Source organism: Mesorhizobium sp. C416B, assembly GCF_030323165.1.
In the GTDB taxonomy this organism is placed as follows: domain Bacteria; phylum Pseudomonadota; class Alphaproteobacteria; order Rhizobiales; family Rhizobiaceae; genus Mesorhizobium.
In genome coordinates this window covers 1,859,309-1,883,182 of the sequence record NZ_CP100471.1, presented here as the reverse complement: position 1 = coordinate 1,883,182, position 23,874 = coordinate 1,859,309, and the positions used below count along the sequence as shown (strand labels likewise).

General features: G+C 64.3%; 17 protein-coding genes. 7 read left to right on the top strand and 10 right to left on the bottom strand.

All coding sequences use genetic code 11. The features are described from left to right. The first annotated feature begins 168 nt into the window (after positions 1-168). Positions 169-1,317, top strand: a complete 1,149-nt coding sequence (locus NLY43_RS09410) for a Gfo/Idh/MocA family protein (protein ID WP_023709982.1) — start codon at positions 169-171, stop codon at positions 1,315-1,317. Between the two features lie 14 nt (positions 1,318-1,331). Next, positions 1,332-2,312 (top strand): alpha/beta hydrolase, encoded by a 981-nt coding sequence (locus tag NLY43_RS09405; protein ID WP_023709981.1) that lies wholly within the window; start codon positions 1,332-1,334, stop codon positions 2,310-2,312. On the opposite strand, the gene NLY43_RS09400 is transcribed toward NLY43_RS09405, so the two are convergent. After that, complete coding sequence (locus NLY43_RS09400) at positions 2,300-3,385, bottom strand: LacI family DNA-binding transcriptional regulator (RefSeq protein ID WP_031198945.1); 1,086 nt, start codon at positions 3,383-3,385, stop codon at positions 2,300-2,302. The two genes, NLY43_RS09405 and NLY43_RS09400, sit on opposite strands and share 13 nt — an antisense overlap. 225 nt (positions 3,386-3,610) lie before the next feature. On the opposite strand from NLY43_RS09400, the gene NLY43_RS09395 reads away from it, so the two are divergent. Further along, a complete protein-coding gene (locus NLY43_RS09395; RefSeq protein WP_023709979.1) occupies positions 3,611-4,996 on the top strand; it encodes an FAD-binding oxidoreductase in 1,386 nt (461 codons plus the stop codon). Between the two features lie 13 nt (positions 4,997-5,009). Here the strand turns inward: NLY43_RS09395 and NLY43_RS09390 are convergent, their stop codons facing one another. Beyond that, positions 5,010-5,654 (bottom strand): YjbE family putative metal transport protein, encoded by a 645-nt coding sequence (locus tag NLY43_RS09390; RefSeq protein ID WP_023687004.1) that lies wholly within the window; start codon positions 5,652-5,654, stop codon positions 5,010-5,012. A gap of 256 nt (positions 5,655-5,910) precedes the next feature. Between NLY43_RS09390 and NLY43_RS09385 the strand changes: the two genes are divergently transcribed. The 3 genes from NLY43_RS09385 (at position 5,911) to NLY43_RS09375 (ending at position 9,099) form a co-directional block, all read left to right on the top strand. After that, positions 5,911-6,552 carry a ThuA domain-containing protein gene (locus NLY43_RS09385; protein WP_023709978.1) on the top strand — a complete coding sequence of 214 codons (642 nt, stop codon included), beginning with the start codon at positions 5,911-5,913 and terminating at the stop codon, positions 6,550-6,552. A gap of 139 nt (positions 6,553-6,691) precedes the next feature. After that, the gene (locus tag NLY43_RS09380; RefSeq protein WP_023709977.1) at positions 6,692-7,798 is read left to right on the top strand and encodes an OmpA family protein; all 1,107 of its coding nucleotides are present in this window, start codon (positions 6,692-6,694) and stop codon (positions 7,796-7,798) included. A gap of 56 nt (positions 7,799-7,854) precedes the next feature. Next, positions 7,855-9,099, top strand: coding sequence for a caspase family protein (locus NLY43_RS09375; RefSeq protein ID WP_031198943.1), 1,245 nt, complete (start codon positions 7,855-7,857; stop codon positions 9,097-9,099). Between the two features lie 58 nt (positions 9,100-9,157). Here the strand turns inward: NLY43_RS09375 and NLY43_RS09370 are convergent, their stop codons facing one another. Beyond that, on the bottom strand, positions 9,158-9,721 hold the full coding sequence (locus NLY43_RS09370; RefSeq protein ID WP_023667916.1) for a DUF6931 family protein: 564 nt from the start codon (positions 9,719-9,721) through the stop codon (positions 9,158-9,160). 229 nt (positions 9,722-9,950) lie between these two features. On the opposite strand from NLY43_RS09370, the gene NLY43_RS09365 reads away from it, so the two are divergent. Next, positions 9,951-10,487 (top strand): OmpA family protein, encoded by a 537-nt coding sequence (locus NLY43_RS09365; RefSeq protein WP_023709975.1) that lies wholly within the window; start codon positions 9,951-9,953, stop codon positions 10,485-10,487. 88 nt (positions 10,488-10,575) lie between these two features. Here NLY43_RS09365 and NLY43_RS09360 read toward each other — a convergent pair whose 3' ends face one another. The 7 genes from NLY43_RS09360 to tssL form a co-directional block, all read right to left on the bottom strand. Then, positions 10,576-12,189, bottom strand: coding sequence for a caspase family protein (locus NLY43_RS09360; protein ID WP_245263940.1), 1,614 nt, complete (start codon positions 12,187-12,189; stop codon positions 10,576-10,578). A 265-nt stretch (positions 12,190-12,454) separates the two neighbouring features. Then, positions 12,455-14,851 (bottom strand): M23 family metallopeptidase, encoded by a 2,397-nt coding sequence (locus NLY43_RS09355; protein WP_023709973.1) that lies wholly within the window; start codon positions 14,849-14,851, stop codon positions 12,455-12,457. Then, a complete protein-coding gene (locus tag NLY43_RS09350) occupies positions 14,848-15,309 on the bottom strand; it encodes a DUF1036 domain-containing protein (protein ID WP_050589718.1) in 462 nt (153 codons plus the stop codon). The genes NLY43_RS09355 and NLY43_RS09350 overlap by 4 nt, the downstream gene beginning before the upstream one ends. Positions 15,310-15,320: 11 nt before the next feature. After that, the gene (locus NLY43_RS09345) at positions 15,321-17,738 is read right to left on the bottom strand and encodes a serine/threonine-protein kinase (protein WP_023709971.1); all 2,418 of its coding nucleotides are present in this window, start codon (positions 17,736-17,738) and stop codon (positions 15,321-15,323) included. Further along, on the bottom strand, positions 17,735-18,493 hold the full coding sequence (locus tag NLY43_RS09340) for a PP2C family protein-serine/threonine phosphatase (protein WP_023699767.1): 759 nt from the start codon (positions 18,491-18,493) through the stop codon (positions 17,735-17,737). The genes NLY43_RS09345 and NLY43_RS09340 overlap by 4 nt, the downstream gene beginning before the upstream one ends. 157 nt (positions 18,494-18,650) lie before the next feature. Continuing rightward, entirely contained in the window at positions 18,651-22,172 is a 3,522-nt protein-coding gene (gene tssM / locus NLY43_RS09335) for a type VI secretion system membrane subunit TssM (RefSeq protein WP_023709970.1), read from the bottom strand. Next, positions 22,169-23,695, bottom strand: a complete 1,527-nt coding sequence (gene tssL / locus NLY43_RS09330; RefSeq protein WP_023709969.1) for a type VI secretion system protein TssL, long form — start codon at positions 23,693-23,695, stop codon at positions 22,169-22,171. Before tssL ends, tssM begins: the two co-directional genes overlap by 4 nt. Positions 23,696-23,874: the final 179 nt, after the last annotated feature.

Genomic DNA, 23,874 nt, shown 5'->3' with positions numbered 1-23,874 from the left:
GTTCTCCTCCTCACGCTGGCGGCCTCCCAATGCGCGCCAGAATTCTCATAAGTTCTATAAAAATTTTACGCGCGTCAATATTCAAAATCCTGTATAGCGGATTGCGGGGGGTCGTGGGAACTGCAACGGTTCGCGCAGCATGCCCTTGGCTTCGGAGGAAAGCTGGAAATGCACGGAAAGTCAGAGACAAAGCTCGGCATCGGTGTCATCGGCTGCGGCAACATCTCGATGACCTATCTGCGCAATGCAGCGCTCTTCGGTGGTGTCGAGCTACGCGCCTGCGCCGACATTTCCGCTGACATGGCCGAACTGCGCGCCAGGGAATACGGCATCCGCGCCCTGGGCGTTGACGCGTTGCTGGCCGACCCCGATATCGACCTCGTGCTGAACCTGACAATCCCCGCGGCGCATTTCGATATTTCGTTGTCAGCGCTCTCGGCGGGCAAGCATGTCTTCACCGAAAAGCCGCTGGCAACCTCTGCCGCCGACGGCCGCCGCCTTGTCGCCGAGGCCGCGAAGCGCGGCCTGCTGATCGGCTCGGCGCCGGACACATTCCTGGGTGCAGCCGGCCGCCGCGCGCGCCGGCTGATGGATGACGGCGCGATCGGCAAGCCGGTGACCGGCACCGCTTTCATGATGGGACGGGGCATGGAGCACTGGCATCCCAATCCGCAATTCTATTATCAGCCCGGCGGCGGTCCGGTGTTCGACATGGGTCCCTACTACCTGACCGTGCTGGTCAATCTGCTCGGGCCGGTCGAGCGCGTCATGGCGATGGCGACGCGCGGCCAGGAGGAGAGGCTGATCACGGCCGACGGGCCGTTCAAGAACACGACATTCAAGGTCGGCACGCCGACCAACATAATATCGCTGCTCGAATTCCGCTCGGGCGCCACCGTCACCTTCGGCGCCTCATGGGATGTTTTCAAACACTCCAACCATCCCATTGAACTGCACGGCACCGAAGGCTCGCTCAGGCTGCCCGACCCCGACACGTTCGGCGGCACCGTTTCGCTGTCGGAGCGTGGCGCCGACTGGGTCGATTTCGCCAGCGACAGCGAACTCTACGGCGCCCGCAACTGGCCCTATTCCGCGCCCGACCGTGCCAATTACCGCATGCTCGGCGTCGCCGATCTGGCGGGCGCGCTGGCCACGGGCAGAAAGCCGCGCGCCTCCGGTGAGCTGGCGCTGCATGTGCTTGAGATCATGGAGGCGATCCTGGCTTCGGGCGAAAGCCGTGGCTCGGTTGCCGTCAGCGGCACGGTCGACCAGCCGCCGCTGCTTGGCGAAGAGGAAGCGGCAACCCTGCTTGCCTGACGGGAGGTTCGTCCGTGACATCGCCGCCGTCCCTGCCGACACTCGATCCGGAGGCCCGGCATGTGCTCGAGCTCGGCAGCCAGGCCGGCGCGCCGCCGTTCGAAACGGGAACGCCAGAACAGGCGCGCCTTGCCTACAATGAGGGCTTCCCAAACCTGCAAGGCGAGCGTGAGCCGGTCGCAGCACTCAGCGAGCGCATCGTCGCCGAACCCGGCGGACCACTTAGGCTCAGGATCTATCGCGGGCAGGGCGCGCCTTCGGCAGGCGCTCCGGCGCTGCTCTATCTCCATGGCGGCGGCTGGGTGATCGGCAATCTCGACTCGCATGACGAGATCTGCCGCTGGTTCGCCAACGAGGCAGGCGCTGTCGTCGTTTCCGTCGACTACCGGCTGGCGCCGGAACACAAATTCCCGGCGGCAATAGAGGATTGCCGAGCGGCACTTGCCTTCATGCAAAGCGCCGCGGACGAACTCGGCATCGACGCTGCCCGCATCGCGGTTGCCGGCGACAGCGCCGGCGGCAATCTCGCCACGGTGCTCGGCCTGCTCACGCGGGGGGACAAAAATCCGCCGGCAGCGCAGCTTCTGTTTTATCCCAACACCGATGCCGGGCAGACGGCCGACAGCTATCGCCGCTTCGCCGCAGGCTTTGGCCTGACCGCCTCGACCATGGCCTGGTTCCGCGACCATTATATCCGCAATGCCGCCGACATCGGCGACTGGCGTACCTCACCGCTGAAGGCGGAAAGCCTCGCCGGTGCGCCGCCCACCTTCATCGCCATCGCCGGTCACGACATCCTCGCCGACGAAGGCGAGGCCTATGCCAGGCGTCTGCAGCAGGCCGGCGTGCCGGTCGTGCCGGAACACTGGCCCGGTCAGATCCACGGCTTCGTCTCGATGGGCCGTCACGGCCCGGCAGCGAGACAGGCGGTTGCCGCCGCCATTGCCGCGTGGCGAAGCTTCGATCCTGCCTTTGGAAAGGCTCAAGCGGACTGACGCATCACCAGGGCGGCGTCGAGGCTGACCTTCGGCGCGACGTTTGCCGTATCCTCGTTGAGCAAAGCGAGCAGTGTCTCGACGCTGCGCCCCGCCATGGCGGCAAAATCCTGCGCGATGGTGGTCAGTGCGGGGCAGGTGTAGCGGCTCAGCGGATGGTCGTCATGGGCGGCGATACGCAGGTCGCAATCGGCCTTGCGGCCGATCTTCAGCCCTTTCGCGAAGGCTGCCGCCATCACGCCGAAAGCCAGGCGGTCATTCGCACACAGTATGGTCTTGCCGGGCAGACCTCCGGTCTTGCCGGGCAGACCCCCGGTCTTGCCGGGCAGACCCCCGGTCTTGCCCGGCAGGCCGCTGGCCCCGAGCATCTGTTCCATCTGCTCGTAGCCGATGCGCTCGAAATCCCATGTGTAGTCTCGGGTGTTGCCGATAACCACCGGCTCCTGGCCAAGCTGACGCATCGCGGCGACGTAACTGTTCAGGCGCTCCGGCGAATTGTGATTGACATGCGGGATGTCGAAATAGATCGGGGCGTCGCCGGAGCGGCAGAGATAGTCGACGATGGTCGAGACGCTCTGGGCATTGTTGTTGCCGACAAAGGGCGTGCCGCCTTCAAGATAGGTGTCGAAATAGACGACCGGCATTGTCTGGGTCAGCTTCTCCAGCGTGCGCCGGTCCGAACGCAAGCCGAGCGGCGCGATCAGCGCGCCCGAAACTTTCAGCGACAGGATGGTACGTGTCGCCTCCATTTCGAGCTCGGTTGAGCCATGCGAGGAGATGACGATCGGCCAGTAGCCCTCGTCGCGCAGCCTGAGCTCGATGCGGCTGACCATTTCGGAATAGAAGGGATCGGTGACCGTCGGTACGACAATGCCGATGGCGCGGGTGCGCTTGCGGTTGAGGTTGCGGGCAAACAGATTGGGCTGGTAGTCGGACGACCGCAACGCCTCTTCGATGCGCTTGCGCGTTGCCGGCTTGACGCTGGTCGGATCGTCGAAATATTTCGACAGCGTCGGCCTGGAGACGCCGCAGGAGCGGGCGAAATCCTCCATCGTCTTGTGCGTCATTGGCATTCAATCCTCGTCTGGCACGCGCCAGAACCTCGGTCATCCCTTGACGCTGCCCACGGTCCTGCAGCCGGCGCGTCCGCCACGCAACGGCAGACGAAATTTACAGGAAACGTCAGTGGGTTCAACGCGCAATGACAGATTATACCGTGCGTAAATTTGTTCAATTGACGCGAAAATTGTCGCGCATCAAAGTCTCGGTCACAAAGAGCGCTGAAAAGTCCAGGCACCATGACACAACAGATCGATCGGCTTCTTTCCCAGCTATATCGTCGGCTCGATGCCGCCGCGATTGTGATCGGCGATGCTATCGATCCGCGCTATGGCGACGACCTCTCCGGCAAGGGCGGCGGCCAGCCCGAACTGGTCTTGCGTCCGCGCAACGCCGCCGACGTCGCCGAAATCCTGCGCCTATGCAGTGGTATCGGCCAGAAGCTGGTCGTCCATGGCGGCCGCACCGGGCTGGCCGGCGGCGCGCGCGTGCAGCCGGGCGAAGCGGTGCTGTCGCTGGAGCGCATGACCGCGGTCGAAGCGCCCGACCGCGCCGCGGCAACCATCATCGCGGAAGCCGGCGCGCCGCTGCAAATGGTGCAGGAAGCGGCCGATGCGTCCGGCCTGATGTTCGGCGTCGATATCGGCGCGCGCGGCACGGCGACGGTCGGCGGCAACATCGCCACCAATGCTGGCGGCATTCGCGTGCTGCGCTACGGCATGTACCGCGCCCAGGTGCTGGGGCTGGAGGCCGTGCTTGCCGACGGCTCGATCCTGACTTCGTTGCGTGGCCTGGCCAAGGACAATTCGGGATACGATCTCAACCAGCTTTTCATTGGCAGCGAAGGCACGCTGGGCGTGGTTACTCGCGCCTGCCTGCGGCTGCATCCCAAGCCCGCCACCGAGGTTGCCGCCTTTTGCGCCCTTGGCTCGCTGGAGGCGGCGATTGCGTTGCTGGGGTTGCTCAAGCAGCGGCTCGGGCCCTTGCATTCGGCCTATGAGGTAAACTTCTCGCCGCTCTACGGCGCCATGATTGCCGGCATGGCGGCGCCGGCGCCGCTGCCTGCCGGCGCGCCGGTTTATGTTTTGGCCGAGATCCAGGGCAACCAGGCCGAGCTGGACGGCGAGCGTTTCGCTTCGGTGCTGATGCAGGCGGTCGAGGACGGCATCGTCGACGACGTGGTCGTCTCGCAGTCGCCGCGCGAATTCCGTGCGCTATGGGATGTGCGCGAAGAGGCCAACCGATTCCTGTTTGCGATCGAGGGCATGATCGGCGTCGACATCAGCATCCCGTTGGCGACCATGGCGGGTTTCCTGCGCAACGCCGAAGCCGCGATCCACGCCGTCGACAGCAGCGCCGAGATCTACGTCTTCGGCCATCTCGGCGACGGCAATCTGCACTATCAGGTCGACACCACGGAACCGGCGGCCGCCTATGAGATCATCTATCACGGGGTAGCGGCATGCGGTGGCGCCGTCTCGGCCGAGCACGGCATCGGCCTCGACAAGAAGAAATGGCTGAACCTCGTGCGCAGCGACGCCGAACTATCAGCCATGCGCCGGCTGAAGGTGGCGTTCGATCCGCACAACATTCTCAACCCAGGGCGGATTTTCGATATCATTTGATCGCCAGGAGGATCTAGCTTGCAACTGGCGAGAGCAGCGCGTGGAAGCCGACCGTTCTCATCTGCTCGACGCCGTCCAGAGTCATATTTCCCGCGACATAGACGATGATTGCCAGACCGAGCCAGCCGATCCAGCGATACCTGGCAAGCAGCGCCGCCACCAGCGTCGAGGCGACCGCCATCAGAACCACCGACAGGATGAGACCGAACACCAGCGCATTCATGTCGTGGGCGGCGGCGCCCGCCACGGCCAGCACATTGTCCAGCGACATCGAGACATCGGCGACGACGATCTGCAGGATCGCGGTGCGCAGCGCCTTGGCCGGCCGCGCCGTCGCAAGTGCTGCGGCTTCATTGTCGACGTCCTCGCCGTCGCCGGCCGAGCGCAACTCCTGGAACATGTTCCAGCACACCCAGAACAAAAGCATGCCGCCGACCAGCATGATCCCAGGAATTTCCAGCAGCTGCACCGCGATCACGGCAAAGACGATGCGGATCACCGCCGCCGCGGCAATGCCGGCGATGATCGCCTTCTGCCGCAACGCCTTGGCGAGGCCTGCGGCCGCCATGCCGATCACCACGACATTGTCGCCAGACAGCACAAGGTTGATGGTGATGACTTCCAGATAGGCGGCGACAGTCGTCTGGTCGAAACTCATAAAGCGGTCTCCCCGGAAGGCTCCGGCTGGTTGCGGGCGCATCGGACCGATGTCTGCGCAACGCGAAGACAGCTGATTTGAGTGCAGCCCGGTATTGAAACAAGACGCCAGCGCGGCCAATCGGTCCTCATCCACGGAATTCATCGCCGGTTCGTGATTTCCGACCAGAAATGCCCGTCCCAGAATGCCCATCATGGAAGGAAGACAAAAGCGTTCCGCTTGCCTATCAATATTGCCGACCAAAGGAGAGACGAGCATGAGCAAGACGGCACTGATTTTCTGGGGCGGATGGGAAGGCCACACGCCGGCTCGCAGCGCCGCTGTCGTCAGCGAGATATTGACGGGGCATGGCTTCGAAGTGCGGATAGAAGAGGGCACATCGGCGCTCGCCGATCCGCAGCTCCCGGCCATCGATCTGATCGTGCCGGTGATCACCATGTCGACGATCGATAAACCGGAGCTGCAAAACCTCACCGCCGCCGTCAGCGGCGGGACCGGCCTTGCCGGCTTCCATGGCACCATGGGCGACAGTTTTCGCAACGAACCGGCCTATCAGTTCATGACCGGCGGCCAATGGGTCGCGCACCCCGGCGACATCATCGACTACCGTGTCGACATCATCAGCGACGATCCGATCGTCAGGGGTATCGAGGGTTTCGCCTACCATTCCGAGCAGTATTACATGCATGTCGACCCGAGCAACGAGGTGCTGGCGACGACGACGTTCAGCGGTGAGCATCTCGACTTCATCGACGGCGTCGTCATGCCCGTGGTCTGGAAGCGCCGCTATGGCAAGGGCCGCGTCTTCTTCAGCGCGCTCGGCCACACCGCGGATGAGTTTTCCGTGCCGCAAATGCGCACCATTCTCGAGCGTGGGGTGCTGTGGGCCAGCCGGTAACCGGGGCCTGTCCAAGTAAGCAACGGCGATATCACGCCTCCGCTACTCGCTAAGCCGCGGCTAACGGACTATGGTGGCTGAGGTGACGACGTTCGACCGCCGTCATCGCAACTGAAATGTGTTGTCACGGGGGGCATGCATGTTCGGGGTCGTCGGATTAGTAAGGCATGGAAAGCCGTCGCAGCGCTGGCGTCCGCCGGCTCTGGTGGTCGTGGTGTTCGGGCTGTTGCTGCTCGCACCGGAAGTGGCGAATGCGAAGCCGAACTGGACGCTCGATCCGGCGAATTCGACGCTCACCTATCAATCGGTGAAGAAGAACACCATTGTCGAAACCAACAAGATCAGGAACCTCTCGGGCACGCTGACATCGGATGGCGCCGCCAAGGTCACGTTCGACCTCAACTCGGTCGACACCGGTATCGACCTTCGCAATGTCCGCATGCGCTTCCTGTTCTTCGAAACCTTCAAATTCCCGACGGCGGAAGTGACGGCGAAAGTCGATCCCGCCGCTTTTGCCGATCTCGCCACCAAACGGCGCATGAGCGCGCATATCCCGTTTCGCCTGAGCCTGCACGGCGTCGACAAGGACCTTGAGGCCAATGTCGTGGTCACCATGATCACCGACAGCATGGTGTCGATCGCCTCGGAGGCGCCGGTCGCCGTGCATGTCGAGGATTTCGGCCTGTTGCCCAACATCGAAAAACTCCAGCAGGCGGCCAATGTCAGCAGCATCGTCCCGACGGCTTCGGTGTCGTTCGACTTCGTCTTCACCGCTGATGGCGCCAAGCCTGCGGCCACGCCTGCCGTCGCGGCCGCAGCCCCAGCCGATGCCGGGCCGGTCGCCACAGATGCAGGCAAGACGTCCTTCAGCGACGATGAATGCCTGAACAGGTTCGAGGTGCTGTCGCGCACCGGCGCCGTCTATTTTCGCCCAGCCAGCGCTCGGCTCGATGAAAAGAGCCGCCCACTGCTGGCCGAGGTGGTCGGCGTCGTCGGCAAATGTCCGAAACTGAAGGTCGAGGTTTCGGGCCATACCGATTCCGACGGCTCGCCGACGGCCAACAAGAACCTGTCGGAACGGCGCGCCAAGGCGGTCGCCGACGCGATCATCGCTGCGGGCATTCCATCGGCGCAGATCACGGCTTCCGGCTATGGCGAGGAAAAGCCGGTGGCGCCGAACGATACGCCGAAGAACAAGGCGCTGAACCGGCGGATCGAGTTCTCCGCCACGCCGCTCTCCAACTGAGCCGGTCCTTAACTGAGAAGGCCCGTCAACCGAAAAGGAACCCGGTGCGTTTGGACATGATTGCAAGTTGCGGCAACTTCATGCGCGGCATCGGCCTCGCCGTGCTGGCGCTTGCGTTGACCATGACCATTACCATGACCGCGGCCAGTGCCGAACGCCGCATCGCCCTGGTGCTCGGCAATTCCCACTACCGGAACGCGCCCGTGCTGCCCAATCCGGTGAACGATGCGCAGGCAATGTCCGATCGCCTGAAGGGCCTGGGCTTCGAAATCGTCTCCGGCCTCGATCTCACCAAGGCGCAGACGCAGGAAAAGATCGCGCATTTCGCGCGGCAGGTGCGTGGCGCCGATGTCGCGCTGTTCTTCTATGCCGGTCATGGCCTGCAGGTCTCGGGCAGGAATTACCTGCTGCCTGTCGATGCGGCGCTGGAGGACGAGACCTCGCTCGACTTCGAAGCCGTGCAGGTGGATTTCATCCTGCGGCAGATGGCGCGCGAGACCAGCATCAGGCTGGTGTTCCTCGACGCCTGCCGCGACAACCCGCTCGCCGATGTGCTTGCCAAGGAGACCGGCGGCGACAGCACGGCAAGCAGCGGCCTTGCCGAAATACCGATCGAGAATGGCGGCGCCGGCACGCTGGTCGCCTTCGCTGCCAGTCCCAACCAGCTCGCCTATGACGGACCGGGCGAGCACTCGCCATTTTCGGCGGCGCTGCTTGCCCATATCGGCGAGGTCAACGTCTCGATCACCGAAGCGATGAACCGGGTTACGTCGGATGTGTTCAAGGCCACAGCGGGACGCCAGCGGCCCTGGATCAACGTTTCGCTGACCACCGATGTCGTGCTTCACAAGGTCGATCTCAAGGCGCCGCTGATCGTCGGCGATTCCGGCGCGGCTGCGCCCGAAGGCGATACGCAGGCGCGCACCGGTGCCGCCGCCAATCCGCCGGGCTCGGACGCCGGCGAGCAGGCGCTGGAACAGCTGCGTGAGGAAATTCCGAAGCTGGGCTCGGACGCGCCAGTCCTTTTCGACGTTCCGGTCAATTTCGGCGACCCGGCGATCGACGGCAAGAGCATCGCCCAACTCATCCAGGGCAAGCCGCACTTCAGTCCGGTCGAGGGCCTGGAAAAGTCCGTCTGGGACAACCAGTGCAGCAACTGTCATCAATGGACCGAGGAGCGGCTGTGCGACCAGGCCAAGACCTACGTCACCAATGATGTCTCGGTGTTGCGCCTGCAACACCCGCTGGGCACGCGCTTCAAGGTGGCACTCGGCAAATGGGCGCAAAACGGCTGCAAATGAGACCGCCAACAATGGGTTGGATCAGATTTCAATGAAATCTCATCACGATCCAGAGCAATCAGGCTCGGCGCAGCGCCTCGGTTTCGGCCAGATGGATGCCCATCTCGACAAAGGCGGTGAGCACGGAGAAACGGTCCGCCACCGCAACCCGCGCCAGTCCGGCCAGTATGCCGGCATTGACGGCATGCGCAGCCGGCAGCGGCCGCAGCCTCGACCCGTTGGTCTGCGGCGTCAGGCCATTGATGTGCCGTTGCGCCGCTAGCGCGATCCAGCCGGCAGGCGTGTGCTGCTGCGTCATCGCCGCCCCGGCGACAGCCTCCCGGCGGCTCGCATTGTTGGGGTCGCCGACCCAGTCCTGGATCAGGGCCAGCGTTGCGAGATCCTGCTCTTCGAGCAGCTCGGTCAGATGCCCAAGGCACTCATGGCCCCACCAGATTGCGGCCCGGTCAGGCAGGAGATAGGCGCAAAAGGTAATCGCTTCCTCGGGGATGCGCCCGGCCATCAGCCGGCGGCAGAACTCGAGCGAGGGCTGGTCGGTCGGAACGGCCGTCATGTCCCGGGCGACAGCCGTGTTCGCGGCGAAGAGATCGCGTGCGGTCTGGAATCGAAGCCCGTTGACCATCGCTGCTGTTATCCTCCCCCAGCCCTCACTCAACCCGCCTGCGAGGCGCGGGTCAAGTCTGTCGACCACCACATGTCCATGACGTTGTTCACAGACAAACGCCTCACGGTTTGGTATATTCCACAGCCGACCGTGATCTCGACAGATCACTGTCGAACAGGAAGAGTTGGCCCGGATCCATGGATCGGGCCTGAGTGAAAATCGGATGCTCGAAACGGGAGTAACCGTTATGCAGCGGCACATTTCAGTCTTGGCATTGGCGACCGTGCTTTTCTCGACTCACGTCTATGCCGACCCACTTCAGAGATCGGAAGACATTGTGAAGTTCTTTGCCGGCGCGATCGATCACGGCGCGGCACGCGGGATTTGTGTCGGCACCGAGGACGAGTGCAAGAGCAAGACCAGCCAGAAAGAAAAGCCCCCGGAGAAGACCGGCCTCGATATGCTGATCAATTTCAGCCTGGATTCGTCCGAGCTCGACGCCAAGGCGCGCAGCGAACTCGACGAATTCGCCAAGGCGCTGAAGGACGATCGGCTGAGCAAGCTGTCCTTCGTCGTCGAAGGCTATACCGACGCATCCGGCTCGGCGACCTACAATGAAGGCCTGTCGCAGCGCAGGGCGCAATCGGTCACCGCCTTCCTCGAATCCAACGGCATCGAATCCACCCGCATCAAGGCGGTCGGTCTCGGCGAGGCCAATCCACGCAATCCCGATCCCTACGATCCCGTCAACCGGCGGGTCGAGATGCGGATCAAGGCGCAGTAGCTTCGCCGGCTGCGTCTTCCGGCCGTCGTCAAACACAACGCCGCGCGTCCAACGGACACGCGGCGTTTTTATTGTTTGACATGATCGATCAGTTCTTGAGCACGCCGCCGACCGCTACGCCGGTGCCGAAGATCAGCGCCTTGGTCAGGAAATCATTATTGTCCCGCGGCGGCGGCTCATCCTCGCGCACGACCTCGCGGTTGCGCCTTTTCTGCACGAACTGCTGTTGCCGGCGCGGCTTCTGGGCGTACTGCTTCTTGCGTGGCTTTTCCACCGCGGGCTTCAGCGTGCGGGCCTTCTGCACCACCTGTTTTCTCGGCTTGTCCACGCCGGCCTGGTCGGCCTCATGCTTGGCACGCACGGCCTCCATCATCGGATCCGTCTGGATGATCAGAAACGCCAGCTGCTCGCGCGTCAGGAAGGTGGTCGGAGGCAGCCCGTTCCCCTCTTGCCAGTCGCCGATCGCTTGCCGGGTCTTGGCGCCGATATTGCCGTCAACGCGGCCAAGCTCGTTGCCCAGCGCCTCGACGCGCAATTGCAGGTCGATGCGGCCCTGGCGATCGAGACCGATCGCGTTCTCCGTCGCCTCGGTGCCCAGCACCTTCTTCATGTCGTCCGAAATGCCTACCGAGGTGCGCACGGCAGAACCCGAGTTCGCTTCTTCGGCAGCAAGCGCGGCGACGTCCCGTTCCTGGGCTTTCGGATCGTTCAGCGCATCGATGTTGAGCCGCGCCACCGTGGCGAAGCGGCCATTCGGGAACTGTTCGAGATAGGCTTCGTAGAATGGCGCGGTGTTGCGCTTCGAGGCCTCGTCCCAAAGCCGCTGCTCGACTTCCCACGAAGGCGGTTCGCTGGTGACGAGAGTGGGGGCGGGCGCTGTCGCGGCGTTCGCGTCGTCGGCGGCCGGTTTTGCCACCGGCACGGCTTCGGCGGCCGGTTTGCCAAGGAAAACCTCGCGGCCCAGCGATGCGTTGTGCCATGGCCGCTGGCGGCCTTGCGTGGTCTCGGCCACTTCGCCGCGCACCCGCGTCAGCGCACTCTGGATCTCGACGCCGGGTTCGGTCAGGTGCCGGGCGAGCGCGGTCGAGTAGGGGCTGTCGACGCCGTTGCCGTCAAAGGCGATGGCGCCCGGGTCGGTGGCATAGGCAATCAGGATGCCGCCGGTGCCGACGCCCTCTGATTTAGGGTCGATCGGCGCCAGGCCGGTGCCCAGTGCGGTGGAGCGGGTCTTCGGCATCGCGGCCGCCAGTGTGCGTGCCAGCGGATTGTCGCGGCAGGCATCGAGGATGATGACGCCGACCGCCGGGTCGGGTGGCAATGCGGCCATGAAGTCGTCGATCTGGACGGTGCGGGTCTTGAGATAGGCAGGTGACGTCAGTTCGGCGTCGACCGGGATCAAAAAGTTCTTGCCGTCGACCTGCATGCCGTGGCCGGCATAGAAAATGACGGCGAGGTCGGCATCGTAGGACTGCTCGGTGAATTTGCTGATCAGGCTGTGCATGCCGGCATTGTCCTGGTCGACGCCCTCGATCACCTCGAAGCCGGCATTGCGCAGCGTCGATGCGATGAGATGCGCGTCATTGGCCGGATTGGGCAATTCGACGGCATGGACGTATTTGCTGTTGCCGATGACCAGCGCGACGCGTTTGACGCCCCCGGCATCCGGCGCCGCCGCCTGGACGGTGCCAAGCGCGGTCAGCATTAACAGAAAAAATCCGCTCAAAAGGACGGCAAACGCTTTCATGGGATCGGCCCTCCGCCCCAATGGGGCGCGTTATTGATGGCTGCGCATGCTAAATTTCACCAGCGACTGTATCGCTTCTGCCAAAATGGCTGTTGGGCGTATGTGATCCCAGCCACAGTTTTGGTTCACAAGGACCCAAAAACCTTCCCAAATATCCGCAAACATACCATTCGCCGGCCTCAGAACAAATCGGCTTGGCGAAAGCCGGGGCGAACTGCCAGCTCTAGCCCGGCTCAAGAGTATTTTGGATCGAGCCGACCAGTGCCGTTATCGCCTGCTTGTATTTTTCGAACTCCGGCGATGTCTGGCGGACTTCCGTCGTCGTCTGCTGGCCCGCATCGGTGGTGGCGGGCGTCGGCAATTTGCGGCCCATCTTCCGTTCCGCCCAGTCGACGACGTAGCTGGCGGTCTTGCCGGCAAGAAACGGGTTGGCCTGGATAACGGACGAGCCGAGCACGGCGCTCAACTGCGCCGATCCCGGCGACGCCAGCACCTGATGTGCGCCTTCCATGCCGAGGAAATGGCAGAGATAGAGCCGGCCGGCGGTAATCTGATGGCCGCGCGCCTTGAGATAGGCTTCGCCCTCGCGCGCCAGATTGCGCACCATCTCACGCGAGATGGTGGCGTCGTAGCGCAAAGCGAGCAGGTCTGCGGTCGACAGCGAGCGCGCCAGTTCGGGACGATAGGTGTTCATCATCCGGATCCAGGTCTTGGATATGAACTGGCCGGCGCCTGTTGCCGAAGACAGCGGGTTCTTGGCCCGCGCGCTACCGCCCGATTCGACGTGGACGATACGGTCGGTCAGCGTTTCGACGGCGGGATCGCTGGAAGTGACGGCGATTGCAGCGGTCACTGTTCCGAGCGGATCGATCGCCTGACCGCTCTGATAGAGTTCGAAATGCAAATGTGGCCCGGTCGACAGGCCGGTGGTGCCGATATAGCCGATGATGTCGCCGGCCTTCACCTTGGTGCCGACACCGCTGGCAATGGCGAATTTCGACATATGCGCGTAGCGCGTCTCGCGGCCGCCGCCATGGGCGATTTTGACCACATTGCCGTAGCCGCCGCCGTCGCCCTGGAAGATGATCTCGCCGTCGAAGGCTGCGGCGATCGGCGTCCCCACGGGTGCTGCCCAGTCGACGCCCTTGTGGATGCGAACAACGCCCAGGATCGGATGCTTGCGCGGCCCGAAGGTCGACGTCATGACACCGTTGACCGGCGTCACCATGCCGTTGGCCACCGTCAGCGAGCGCACCTGGTCATCGCCCGAGACGCAGGAAAACTGGCCGTCGCTCTGCTGGAAAACGAAACAATCCAAGCTCTTTTGCGTGCCTTGGATACCGACATAGAGCACCCGTCCGTCGGTCTCGTTCTTGCCGCGCGGCGTCTGCGAATAGATCAGCACAAGACGCTGGTCCTCGCTGGCGAAAGCATCCAGATCCTGTCCCCGCGACAGATACATGATGGCTTCGCCAATGATGCCGCTCGGCACATTGTTGCGGGCCGCCGTCGAATAGATCGCGTCGAGCAGGCGGTATTGCCGTTTCTGCGTGCCTTCGGTCTCGGCGCCCGAATAATTGAACAGGTCCTCGCGCACCCACGGGTCGACGCCCGACACGAAGGCACCGGCCGCGTTGCGTGTCAGCGTGCCGACAAAGACGTTCCTGGCGTAGATCGAGACCTGCATCAGCGACATCGTCGTGGTCTCGCGCGTCGGCCTAAAGCCGCGCATCGCCACGACATAACCAGGCTGCAGGCCGTCCTTGTCGAACAGCGCCTTCAGCGCCTCGCCGGCAAGCTTTGCGTCGTCGGCGGAAAAATGCGCATCGAGCGCCACGCTGTCCAGGCTGCGGTCGTTGAGGATTTTCACGAAAATGTCCTCGGTCGCCTCGAAGCGCTGATATTCCGAGCTGACGTTGGCAACGCTGGTGTTGTTTTCGACCGCTGTCTTCTGAAAGGCGGGGAGTGCTGCTTCGCCCTCATCGATGGTCTCGCCCCAGCCGGCCTCGGGGTCATCGGCCGCCGCCGATGCACCCGGAGCAGCCTGCGGGTCAGGAGCTGGGCCGGAGGCCGCCGGAGCCCCGTCCGCGCCGGGCGATGGTTGAAGATCGTTCTGCAGGTCATTCTGCGGATCGTTGGGTTCGGCGGGTGGCGCGACCGCGGTCTTCCGCTGCGCCTGGAAGAAGGCGAAATCCTCTTGCGTCGAGGGGATCGTCGTCATGAATTTTTCGCTGGCGCTCAGCATCACGTCGGAGAGAACCATGATCTGAGGGGAGATGCCGGCCTGGTCGAGCTCCGCCGGGCGCGGCATCCCGCGGCTCTTGGCAGCGCCCGCCTCCGGCGCCAGTGTGATCCACATCGGGTCGCCGGCAAGGTCGATGATGGCCGGCACGTAGACCGATGCGTCGGCCGGCACGTCGTCCGAGCCTTCGACGGCGTGCAGTTCCTCGTCTTCGTCGCCGAACGACCAGTAGTCGGCGGTAAGATAAAAGCCGGTGGCAATCGCGGCGAGGACGATTGTCGCCAGGCCAGCCGCCAGCCCGAGCCAGATCCTGCGCCTGCGCAGCGCGGCGCGCGCCTGCTTCTTTGCCTTGAAGCTGGTGTCGATGCTGTGCGTCACGGCGCGCTTCCGGTCAGGAAGAAGGTCCAGCGCACCTGTTCCTGGGTGTCGACTTCGAGAAACTTCGCCGCGATATGGCCGCGCTGCCAGCATTCATCGATGCCGCGGATCGAGAACCGCCGCCGCTCGATGCACATGTCGGTGGAGCCTGCCAGGATGGCGTGGCCGAAGACATCCGTCGCGTAGATGTAGATGTAGCGGTTGGTCAGCTCCTCGCGAATGACGTTGACGCATTGATTGGCGCCGATGGTCCACCAGCCATCGGTCCGGTCGGCATCGTCGACCTTCTGACCGACGGCAAGATTGACGACGTCGAGCGTCTGGTTGCAGACGGTGAATTCGGCGCGCGCATGCCCGGTGGAAAGAAGCGCCAGCAACAGCGTCGCGACCGCGCTCGCGGCGAGCTTCACGCGCACGTTCCGGGCAAGCAGGACGGGATCTCGGCGACGGCGTTGCATCGGCGTCGGTGCTAGCCGCCGAGGCGGAAGTATTTGGCGGTCGCCGAAAATGCCGAACTCCTGGCGCCGATCTCGTCGAGGATCCTGGGCAACAGCACCGAGGCCGGCGTCGGCGTTGTGAAGTCCGCCGCCTTTATGTCCTGCGGCCCGGTGATCACCATGATGATCTGCGGCAACGCCTTGCCTGCCGCCTTGTCGGCGGCGCCGAGCCCGATCGGGATCGAGAAGGTCGCCTTGTCGGCTTGTACGACAACATGATCGTCGAGGTTGAACGCGATGCCCCTGTGGTCGATCAGGAACACGCTCGACACCAGCCCGCCATGCGTCATCAGCGTGCCGTCGATCGGCGAGCCGTCCGGCACCGATGTCTGGTCGAGGACAAGCTGCGGCCTGTCGGCCGTGCTCGCGCCCATGAAACGCAGGAAGCCGGTGATCCCGCATTGCGGGGGCTGGATAAGGCGGACGCTGATATCCGGCTCGACATGGAACTTCGCCTGGAATTCCCCAAGCAACTGTTCGAAGGGTGGCACCGACGTGCCGAAGCCCTCGATCGCGACACCCTTGTCGGCGACCGACGTCACCGTCGCAAAAAAACAATCACCACCATTGAAGGCGCGTACCCAGGTGACCCGCTCCGCGGCCGCATCGGCCGGTGGCGGCACCTCCGGCTTGGGCACGTTCATGGCAATGTCGGGCTCTGCCGGCTTGTCGGCCTGCTCACCGCTGGCAATATCGGGCTGGCTCGGCTTAGGCTCCGCGGTCGGTTCAGGCGCCTGCATGTCCGGCTTGGGCTCCTGCGCGGTCGGTTCAGGCGCCTGCGCCTTGGGCTCGGGCGCTTGAGCGGTGGGTTGCGGCGTCGGTGCTGTGGGTTTGGGGGCCTCGGCCGTCGGTTCAGGTGTTTGCGTGGCTGGCTCTGGGGCTGTCGCCTTGGGCTCTACCGGCGTGCTGACAGGCTCCGGGTTCTTCGCGGCATCGGGCTTCGACGGGCCGGATGGCGGTTGCAGCGCGACGGTCTTGTCGGTCGGTTCGGCCGGCTGCGGGGCCGTAGCGCTCGACGCGACTGGTGGCGTCGGCTGCGGCTCGACCGGCGCTTTGGCCTGATCTTCAGCCGCAGTCTCCGCTGGTTGCGTCTTTGGCACCGTCTTCTCGACCGGCGCAGTGTCCGGAACGGGCTTGTCAGCGACGATCGGCTTTGTCAGTTCGGGTTGGAGCGGCTTGCCGGTGTCGGTGACGCGAGGCCGGTCTCCGAATCCCACGATACCCGATGCATAGAGCCCTCCAAGCGATACCACGGCCACCGCCGACAGCACCGCGATCGTCAGATTTCTGCCTGTAGTAGCACGCTTCGGCGGTGTGCTTGCTCGTCTGGGAGTTTCAGCAGCCGGTTTCGGCTGCGACAGGTGCGCTGGGCGCACGTGCGGCACGAAAGACGGCTCCGCCGTGCCGCTTGGCGGGGCCGAACCGAAGCCTTGGGCCGGCGAGTCCCCGATCTTCGAAACAGGCCCGGCGGTTTGCCCGGTTCGCGGCAGGCCGGGCCGGGGCGCAAGCGAGGCCGGCGGCAAGGTCGCGTCGCTGTCGTCGCGCGTCAACCGGGCGATTTCGGCCATGCTGGCCGGTCGATCATCCGGGTCAGGCTGCAGCATCGCTTCGACAATGTCCCTGAAATCGGCATCGATGCCGGAGAGATCAGGCACGGTCCGCCGTTTTTCGACGATCTCGTATTGCGAGCCGCCCATGTCGATCGGCTTGCCGCGCAGCGCCGCCGCCAGCACCAGCCCCAGGCTGTAGATGTCGGACTGTTCGCTGACCTCGCCGCCATAGAGCCCGAGCTGCTCGGGAGAAACATAGTTGTATTTTCCGGCGAACTTGCCGCCGATCAGCGTCTCGCCACCGACCGCGGCCGATCGCGCAATGCCGAAATCGATGATTTTTGCCCGCTCGACCCGGCCTCCCGGCAGGATGATGTTGTCGGGCGAAAGATCGCGGTGGATGGCGCCGGCCTGGTGCACGGCGCTCAGGCCCGAGGCCAGCCGGTGGCACAGTTTGCGCACATCCGGAGTCGCCATCGCCCCGCCGCGCATGATGTCGTAGAGCGACTGGCCGTCGACGAATTCCATCGCCAGATAGGGCCGCCCGATGCCGGGATCTATGGTGAAGACGTGGTAGCGCACGACCGCGTCATGCGACAGATGGTTGAGGATCGAGGCTTCCTTGCGAAACAGCGACAGGATCGTCTGATCGCGGGCGAATTCCGGCAGCACGATCTTGATCGCGACATGATCGCCGGTCTGGATGTTGTGGCCGCGATAGACTTCGCCCATGCCGCCCGACGCGATGCGTTCGTCGAGCTCGTAGATGCCGCTGAGCTGCGTGCCGACGCTGGTATCCGCCATGTTGGGCAATAGCCGGGTCTTGTCGTCGGAGCTCATCGGTCGTGGCCTCCTGCTCGGGACAGGCCATTGCCTTTGTCTCTGATCTTGACCAGAACGATGGTGACGTTGTCGGTGCCGCCGCGCTCAAGCACCATGGAAAGCAGCTTTTCGCAGGCAGCCTGCGGCGCTGCCGAGAGCACTGCTGCCGCAATTTCCGCGTCGCTGACATGCGCCGTCAGCCCGTCCGTGCTGAGGATGAAGATGTCGCCGGCAAGGGTCTCTCCCTGCTGGAAGTCGATGGCGATTTCGTCGTTGACGCCGATGGCGCGGGTGATGACGTTGCGGCGCGGCCAGTTCTCCGCTTCGGCTGCGCTGATCGCGCCGCTGTCGAGCAGTTCCTGCACCTCGGTGTGGTCGCGCGAAATCTGCGAGATCGCGGCGTTGCGCACGAGATAGACGCGGCTGTCGCCCGACCACAGGCAGGCGAACCTGCCGTCCATGGCCAGCAGTGCGGCAACGGTGGAGCCGATGGTCACGCCGCGTGAGCGCGAAATCCGGCGAATCTCGGCATGCGCCCGGTTCAGCCGATCCTCAAAGCGGGCGCGCAGATCCGGCGCCGAACTGGCGATGCCGATCGTCGCCAGATGCTCGACAATGCTTGCCGAAGCGACTTCTCCGGCCTCGTGCCCGCCCATGCCGTCGGCCACCACCCAGAGGCCGATCCGCGGCTCGACCAGGAAGCTGTCCTCATTGTGGTCGCGCACGCAGCCCTTGTGGCTCACGCCGTAGCTCTCAAAGGCGGCATCGTTCACTTGCCTACGCTCCGCAACGCCTTGGCCGACGTGCCTGGCCAGTCTGCCACAGCCCCATTCATTAGAGTATCGAAATCTAAGCCGCTGATGACGGACCGTGTGGTGCCGCCGCTGTCTCTGCGTCCTGCAATCGCTGGTCCTGCCATGCAATTCCCCATCAGAAAGCCTTCGGACAGCTGAACGCGGAAAGCGCCGGCAGCGTGAATGGGTTGCCGTCCTCCCCGGTCTTGATCGTGTAGGCGACATCCCGTCCGCCGATGACGAAATGCGCTTCGAGACTATCGCCATTGGCGGTGACCTGCCCCTTGTCCAGCAATCGTTTCAAAGCCCAGGGACCGTCGAACTTGATTGCGGACTCGCGGCCGGGCAGCTCCGGCGTCAGGCTGAGACTGGCCGAACCGGTCTTGCCCGGCCACGGAATCAGTCCCGGCGTGTTGCCGGCCTGGGTGGCCTGCAGCACCTGGCCGTCGATATTGAGCAGCGCCATGTCGGCATCGCCATGCAGCGACAGCGGCGTGAAGGTGATGTTGATCGACGGCACCGGCCCGCCGAGCGGAAAGAAAGCCGCGCGGATTTGTGCCGCGAGCTGAAAGTTCTTCAGCGTCGATTTCGCCAGATTGCGGCCGAACCTGGTGTCCTGCTTCCAGTCCCAGTCCTGGCCGCTCATGTCGACCAGCGACGCCAGGTTCTGCGCGAAGAACCGGTCGAGAACCCCGCCTGGAGAAAACAATCTGGCAAAATCCGCCATGGCGACATCGTCGGTACCGGCGGGGGCGAATGGAAAGCGCCCGGCAATCATCTCTTCGCACGGACGGCCGACGGTCTCCTCCAGCATCTCGTTGAGATGCGTGGTCGATGTTTCGGCGACGGTGCCCTCGAAATCGTCCGCCGCCGCGCTCACCATCCTGGCCAGCGCCTTCGGCAGCCGCGAGGCGTTGGCGCGTAGAGTCGATATCTGCAGCTGCAGATTGGCGTTGGCCTGGTCCGTCTGGGCGGGGACATCGGCGGCCAGCCGCACGCTCTGATAGATTTCGCGGAAATTCTGGGTCAGGGCGTCGAGCGGCCGCTGCCCCGGCGCCCCGGCCACCAAAGCCTGGAAAGACCGGAACTGGGCTTCGATGTTGGCGCCGGGATCCTGGTTCTGGGTGCTGACAAAGGCGGTCCCGGCCCTGCTCTGCGATTTGCGCGCCGCAATCTCGATGCCGATGCGGGCGAGGCCCTTGGCGCGCGCGGCGGTTTCCTGGTCGCTGTCTTGAGACGGCGCAGCCGGATTGCGCTCTTGCGTCAAAGCTGTTTCGCGCGCGATCGCCTCGAACAGCTGCATCAGCGGCGAACTCGGTGATCCCGCTGCGGACAGCGCCAGATATTGCGGTTTGTCGGCGGCCATTGCCTTGAACTTCAACCTGTCGAGCACCTCGTTCCACGCCGCCGCAAAGCCCTTGCCATAGCGATCGAGCAGCTCCGGGCCGAGCTTGAGCAATTCCTGGTCGAAACCGCCTTGCTCGCCGCTCGAGCCGATCACCCATTGATCGTCGACCAGCGCCTGCGCGCTCCTGGCAAGTTGCGCCAGATAGAAGTCGAAGCCGGCATGGGTGTAGAGACCGGGGACGCGAAGGCCGGCGAGATCGTTTCCGTCATTGCGCTCGAACAGCATCGGCGCCTCCGCGCCGGCTTGCGATGACACCGAAAAATCGTCCAGCGCCGCCGCATAGGTGGCCGACTGGATGAGCGCGGTGGCGCGATCGGCAAGGCTCATGCGGCCGAGCGAGCGCTGGGCGGATTCGACCAGCGCGCGGTTGAGTTCGAACGAGGGATCCTGGTCATCGTCGAGCGCCAGCATGGCGCGCAAATGCTTCTCCAGTTGCGCCCGGCCGTCGCGATTGTGGGCGCCGGGATAGCGGTTCTGTTCCCAGTCCCGCTTCAGCCAGGTGACGACCAGCTCGTCATCCACTTTCGGCGCCTTGCCGCCCAGCATCAGGTAAATCTTCAACGGCTCGTACAGCGCCATCGGATCGGCCATCCTGGCCTCGATCGTGCGTTCGAGCTGGAACAGCAGGCGCGAGCGGAACATGCGCTCCAACCCTTGCCGGTAGGCAGTCTCGGAAGCCGAAAGGATACGCTCACGCTGGCTGAGGCCGAACGTCGCCGTGGCCGGCGTCGGCTGATCCTTGGTGTCATAGCCGGCTGGTAGGCCGCGCAGCGCATCTAGCGCACCGATGACGGTTTCGAGGTCGGCATCCGACACCGTCGTGCTGGCCAGCAGCGGCGCGGCTGTCGCGCGGTATTGGCCTGCCGCCTGGCCGGTCGCGGCGACCAGCGATTTGTTGGTCGTAAAGCTCAGGCCGAGAACGCCAAGCGCGGCGATCGCTATCGCCGCGATCGCTGTCAGGCCGGCGTAGCGGGCGATTGCAACGCGCCTGTCGGCCGCCCTGTCATAGGACACCCAGCCGGACTCGGCGAAAATGACGCGGCTCAACAGATCGTGCAGGAAGAAGCTTTTGCCGGTGCCGGAAAGATGCGCCTGGGCATTCCTGCCGAAACTGCGGCCTATGCTGCCCAGCAACTGGTCGATCGGCGTGCCTTCCTGCGTGCCGGAAGAAAAATACAGGCCGCGCAGGGGGGCGTTCAGCTGCTTGCGCGTCGGCTCGAAAACGCCCTCGAGGAAATGCACGATCCGGCCTTTCAGCGCGCCGAGCTGCGCGGCGAAGCCGAAAATGGCGATGCGCGCGACCGGATCGGTCTCCGCCTGCAGCCGCTCGCTCATCTCTTCGGTCAGGCGCTTCACCAGCGCGTCGAATTCGGCTGGCGCTTCCGCGACCATGTTCAGGCCGCGCTCGGCGGTCTGGAAGGTCGCGCCCCACACCTTGCGCCGGCGTGCTTCGTCGAAACCGCCGAAATATTCCATGAATCCGGAGACCAGGTCGGCCTTGGTGAACAGCACATAGACGGGAAAGCGGACCTTCAGGACCTCGTGGATTTCCTGCAGGCGGCTGCGGATCTCGGCGACGCGGGCCGCCTGCTCGCTGTCCGCCATCAGATCGGAAAGGCTGATCGCCAGGATGACGCCATTGATCGGCTGGCGCGTCCGGTGCCGCTTGAGCAGCGACAGGAACGCCAGCCAGCTTTTGCTGTCGGTCCGTGCATGGGAATCCTGCGTCGTGTAGCGCCCGGCCGTGTCGATCAGCACCGCCTCGTCGGTGAACCACCAGTCGCAATTGCGCGTGCCGCCGACGCCTGCCACCGGCTGCGCCTGGCCCGACCCGGCAAGCGGAAAGTTCAGGCCGGAATTGACCAGCGCGGTGGTCTTGCCGGCGCCCGGCGGGCCGATGACGATGTACCAGGGGACGTCGTAGAGGAAGTTGCGCTTGCCGCTCGACTGCCTGAGCGTCGCGACTGCTTCGTTCATGCGAGCTTCCAGCACCTTTGCATCGCTGCCGTCATCCTCGGCGCTGGCCATGGCGGCCTCCAGCGCCTTCTGCGCCTTGCGCCTGCGCCAGAACCGGATTGCATAGATGATCGCCACCGTTCCGACGACGATGCCGATGATCGCTGCCCGCAGCCAGATGGGATCCAACGGCCGGGCGCCGGCAAAGCGGATTAACGGGCCGGCGTACCAGACCGCGGCGGCAATGCCGGCGAGCGCGAGCGCGCTGAAGATGCGCAGCAGCCAGCCGGTCACAGCATCTCCTCCCGCGGGATCATTACATCGACACGGCGGTTTTTGGCGCGGCCGTCCGGCGTTGCATTGTCGGCGATGGGCTCGTCCTCGCCCTTGCCCTCGACCTTTGTCCGCGACGGATCGCTGAAATGCGCTGCGATCATCTTTTCCACTGACTGGGCACGTGCGACGGAGAGGTCGAAATTCGATTTGAAGGCGCTGGTCTTCTTCGGTTTGACGTTGTCGGTGTGGCCGACGATCCGGATCGGCCCGCGCTCCGCGTCGAGAGCCGCCGCGATGCTGGCGGCCACCGGCTCGAACTCCGGCTTGACCTCGGCTCGTCCCGACTGGAACAGCAGGGCGTTGCTGATTTCCACGATGATGAAATCACCCTTGGTGCCGACGCTGACGCCGCCGCCTTCGATCTCCTTGGCCAAGGCAGTGCGGATGCGATCGACCTGCGCAATCGTCGTTGGCGGTGCGACGACTTTCACCTCCTCGGTCAGCGGCACGAAACCGGTGCGCTCGATGGTGACCGGCGTCGCCGGATTGATCGCCAGCAACTCGCCGGCAACAGCCTCGCCATCATTGGTGATGAGCACGCGCAGCGTGAAAAAGGCTGCGGTCAAAACTGCCGCGGTTGCAGCGGCTATGGCCCAGAGCGGAACCCGCCTGGAGCCTTGCGCCGATGTGACCGACAAGCCTTGCCAGCGCGGCGAGATGTCGTCGTCACCGAGGACGCGGAAATAGGCTGATGTCTCGTAGACGTCGCGGCGGACCCGTTCGAGGCTCTCGCGCGGCTGGCCGCGATACTGGCCTTCGAAGCCAAGCGACAGGCAGACATGCATCAACTCGATGAGATTGCGATGAGGTTCCGGCGTCGCCAGCACCGTGTTCAGCGCCTGGAAAAAACCGGCGCCGGTGGGTTTGACCTGGAAGAAGCGCTGCAGCATGGCGTGCTGCGCCCACGCATCCCGGCTGGAACCGGGCAGATTGGCGACTATATCGTCGGCGGTTTCGCAAAGCACATAGCTGGCGATGCGCGCATCCTCTTCCGAGGTATCGGTCCTGGCGATCTTGCGGTCGAAATCCTCGATCAGGCCGGCGACATGCTGCGCCAGCGGCTCGGCCGGTCTTTCGACAGCCATCAGCCGCAGATGCCCAAGCAGTATCAGCAAGGGCGCCGCGGCAGCGACGATCGGGTTGGCCGCGCCATAATCGACGGCATCGCTGGCGCCGAGCAGCGCATCCCATGGCGTTTTCCCCGCCGTCCCGGCTGAGCCGTGAACGGGCGGATCGGCCGGCGCGTTGGCGAAGGGCGTTCCCTGATAGATCACCGTCCCCGTGACGTCGGACGGCGGCTGGCGGCCGGCGTTGGGATCGAAAACCGTGGGTTCCGGGACGCTGGCAGGGGCGATCACCGTACTGCCGGGGGCCGGCGCATCGCGGGCGAGAACCGTCTTTTGCTTGCGGCCGGGATTGGGGCGGCTGGGGCGGATGACGGTTTTGCCGGTCGGATCGAAAGGATCATCCTTCGAGCTCATCGCCGATCTCTGCCTCTACGCCCGCGCGCCGCGACGCACAGCGCCATGTCCGCGCAAACGCGGACCGCAGGACGCTATCTCGCCGTGACATGACATGTGCCGCAGACCCCCGAGGTCGACCAACCGTACCCGCGTGCTCAATCGTCGTATGTGATCGTAGTCTCAGAAGGTTGCGATGG

What these genes read in the sequence shown, in the direction of transcription:
- NLY43_RS09410 (WP_023709982.1), top strand. Translation starts at nt 169, where the DNA reads ATGCACGGAAAGTCAGAGACAAAGCTCGGCATCGGTGTCATCGGCTGC.
- NLY43_RS09400 (WP_031198945.1), bottom strand. Translation starts at nt 3,385, where the DNA reads ATGCCAATGACGCACAAGACGATGGAGGATTTCGCCCGCTCCTGCGGC.
- NLY43_RS09395 (WP_023709979.1), top strand. Translation starts at nt 3,611, where the DNA reads ATGACACAACAGATCGATCGGCTTCTTTCCCAGCTATATCGTCGGCTC.
- NLY43_RS09390 (WP_023687004.1), bottom strand. Translation starts at nt 5,654, where the DNA reads ATGAGTTTCGACCAGACGACTGTCGCCGCCTATCTGGAAGTCATCACC.
- NLY43_RS09385 (WP_023709978.1), top strand. Translation starts at nt 5,911, where the DNA reads ATGAGCAAGACGGCACTGATTTTCTGGGGCGGATGGGAAGGCCACACG.
- NLY43_RS09380 (WP_023709977.1), top strand. Translation starts at nt 6,692, where the DNA reads ATGTTCGGGGTCGTCGGATTAGTAAGGCATGGAAAGCCGTCGCAGCGC.
- NLY43_RS09375 (WP_031198943.1), top strand. Translation starts at nt 7,855, where the DNA reads ATGATTGCAAGTTGCGGCAACTTCATGCGCGGCATCGGCCTCGCCGTG.
- NLY43_RS09370 (WP_023667916.1), bottom strand. Translation starts at nt 9,721, where the DNA reads ATGGTCAACGGGCTTCGATTCCAGACCGCACGCGATCTCTTCGCCGCG.
- NLY43_RS09365 (WP_023709975.1), top strand. Translation starts at nt 9,951, where the DNA reads ATGCAGCGGCACATTTCAGTCTTGGCATTGGCGACCGTGCTTTTCTCG.
- NLY43_RS09360 (WP_245263940.1), bottom strand. Translation starts at nt 12,189, where the DNA reads ATGCTGACCGCGCTTGGCACCGTCCAGGCGGCGGCGCCGGATGCCGGG.
- NLY43_RS09350 (WP_050589718.1), bottom strand. Translation starts at nt 15,309, where the DNA reads ATGCAACGCCGTCGCCGAGATCCCGTCCTGCTTGCCCGGAACGTGCGC.
- NLY43_RS09345 (WP_023709971.1), bottom strand. Translation starts at nt 17,738, where the DNA reads ATGAGCTCCGACGACAAGACCCGGCTATTGCCCAACATGGCGGATACC.
- tssL (WP_023709969.1), bottom strand. Translation starts at nt 23,695, where the DNA reads ATGAGCTCGAAGGATGATCCTTTCGATCCGACCGGCAAAACCGTCATC.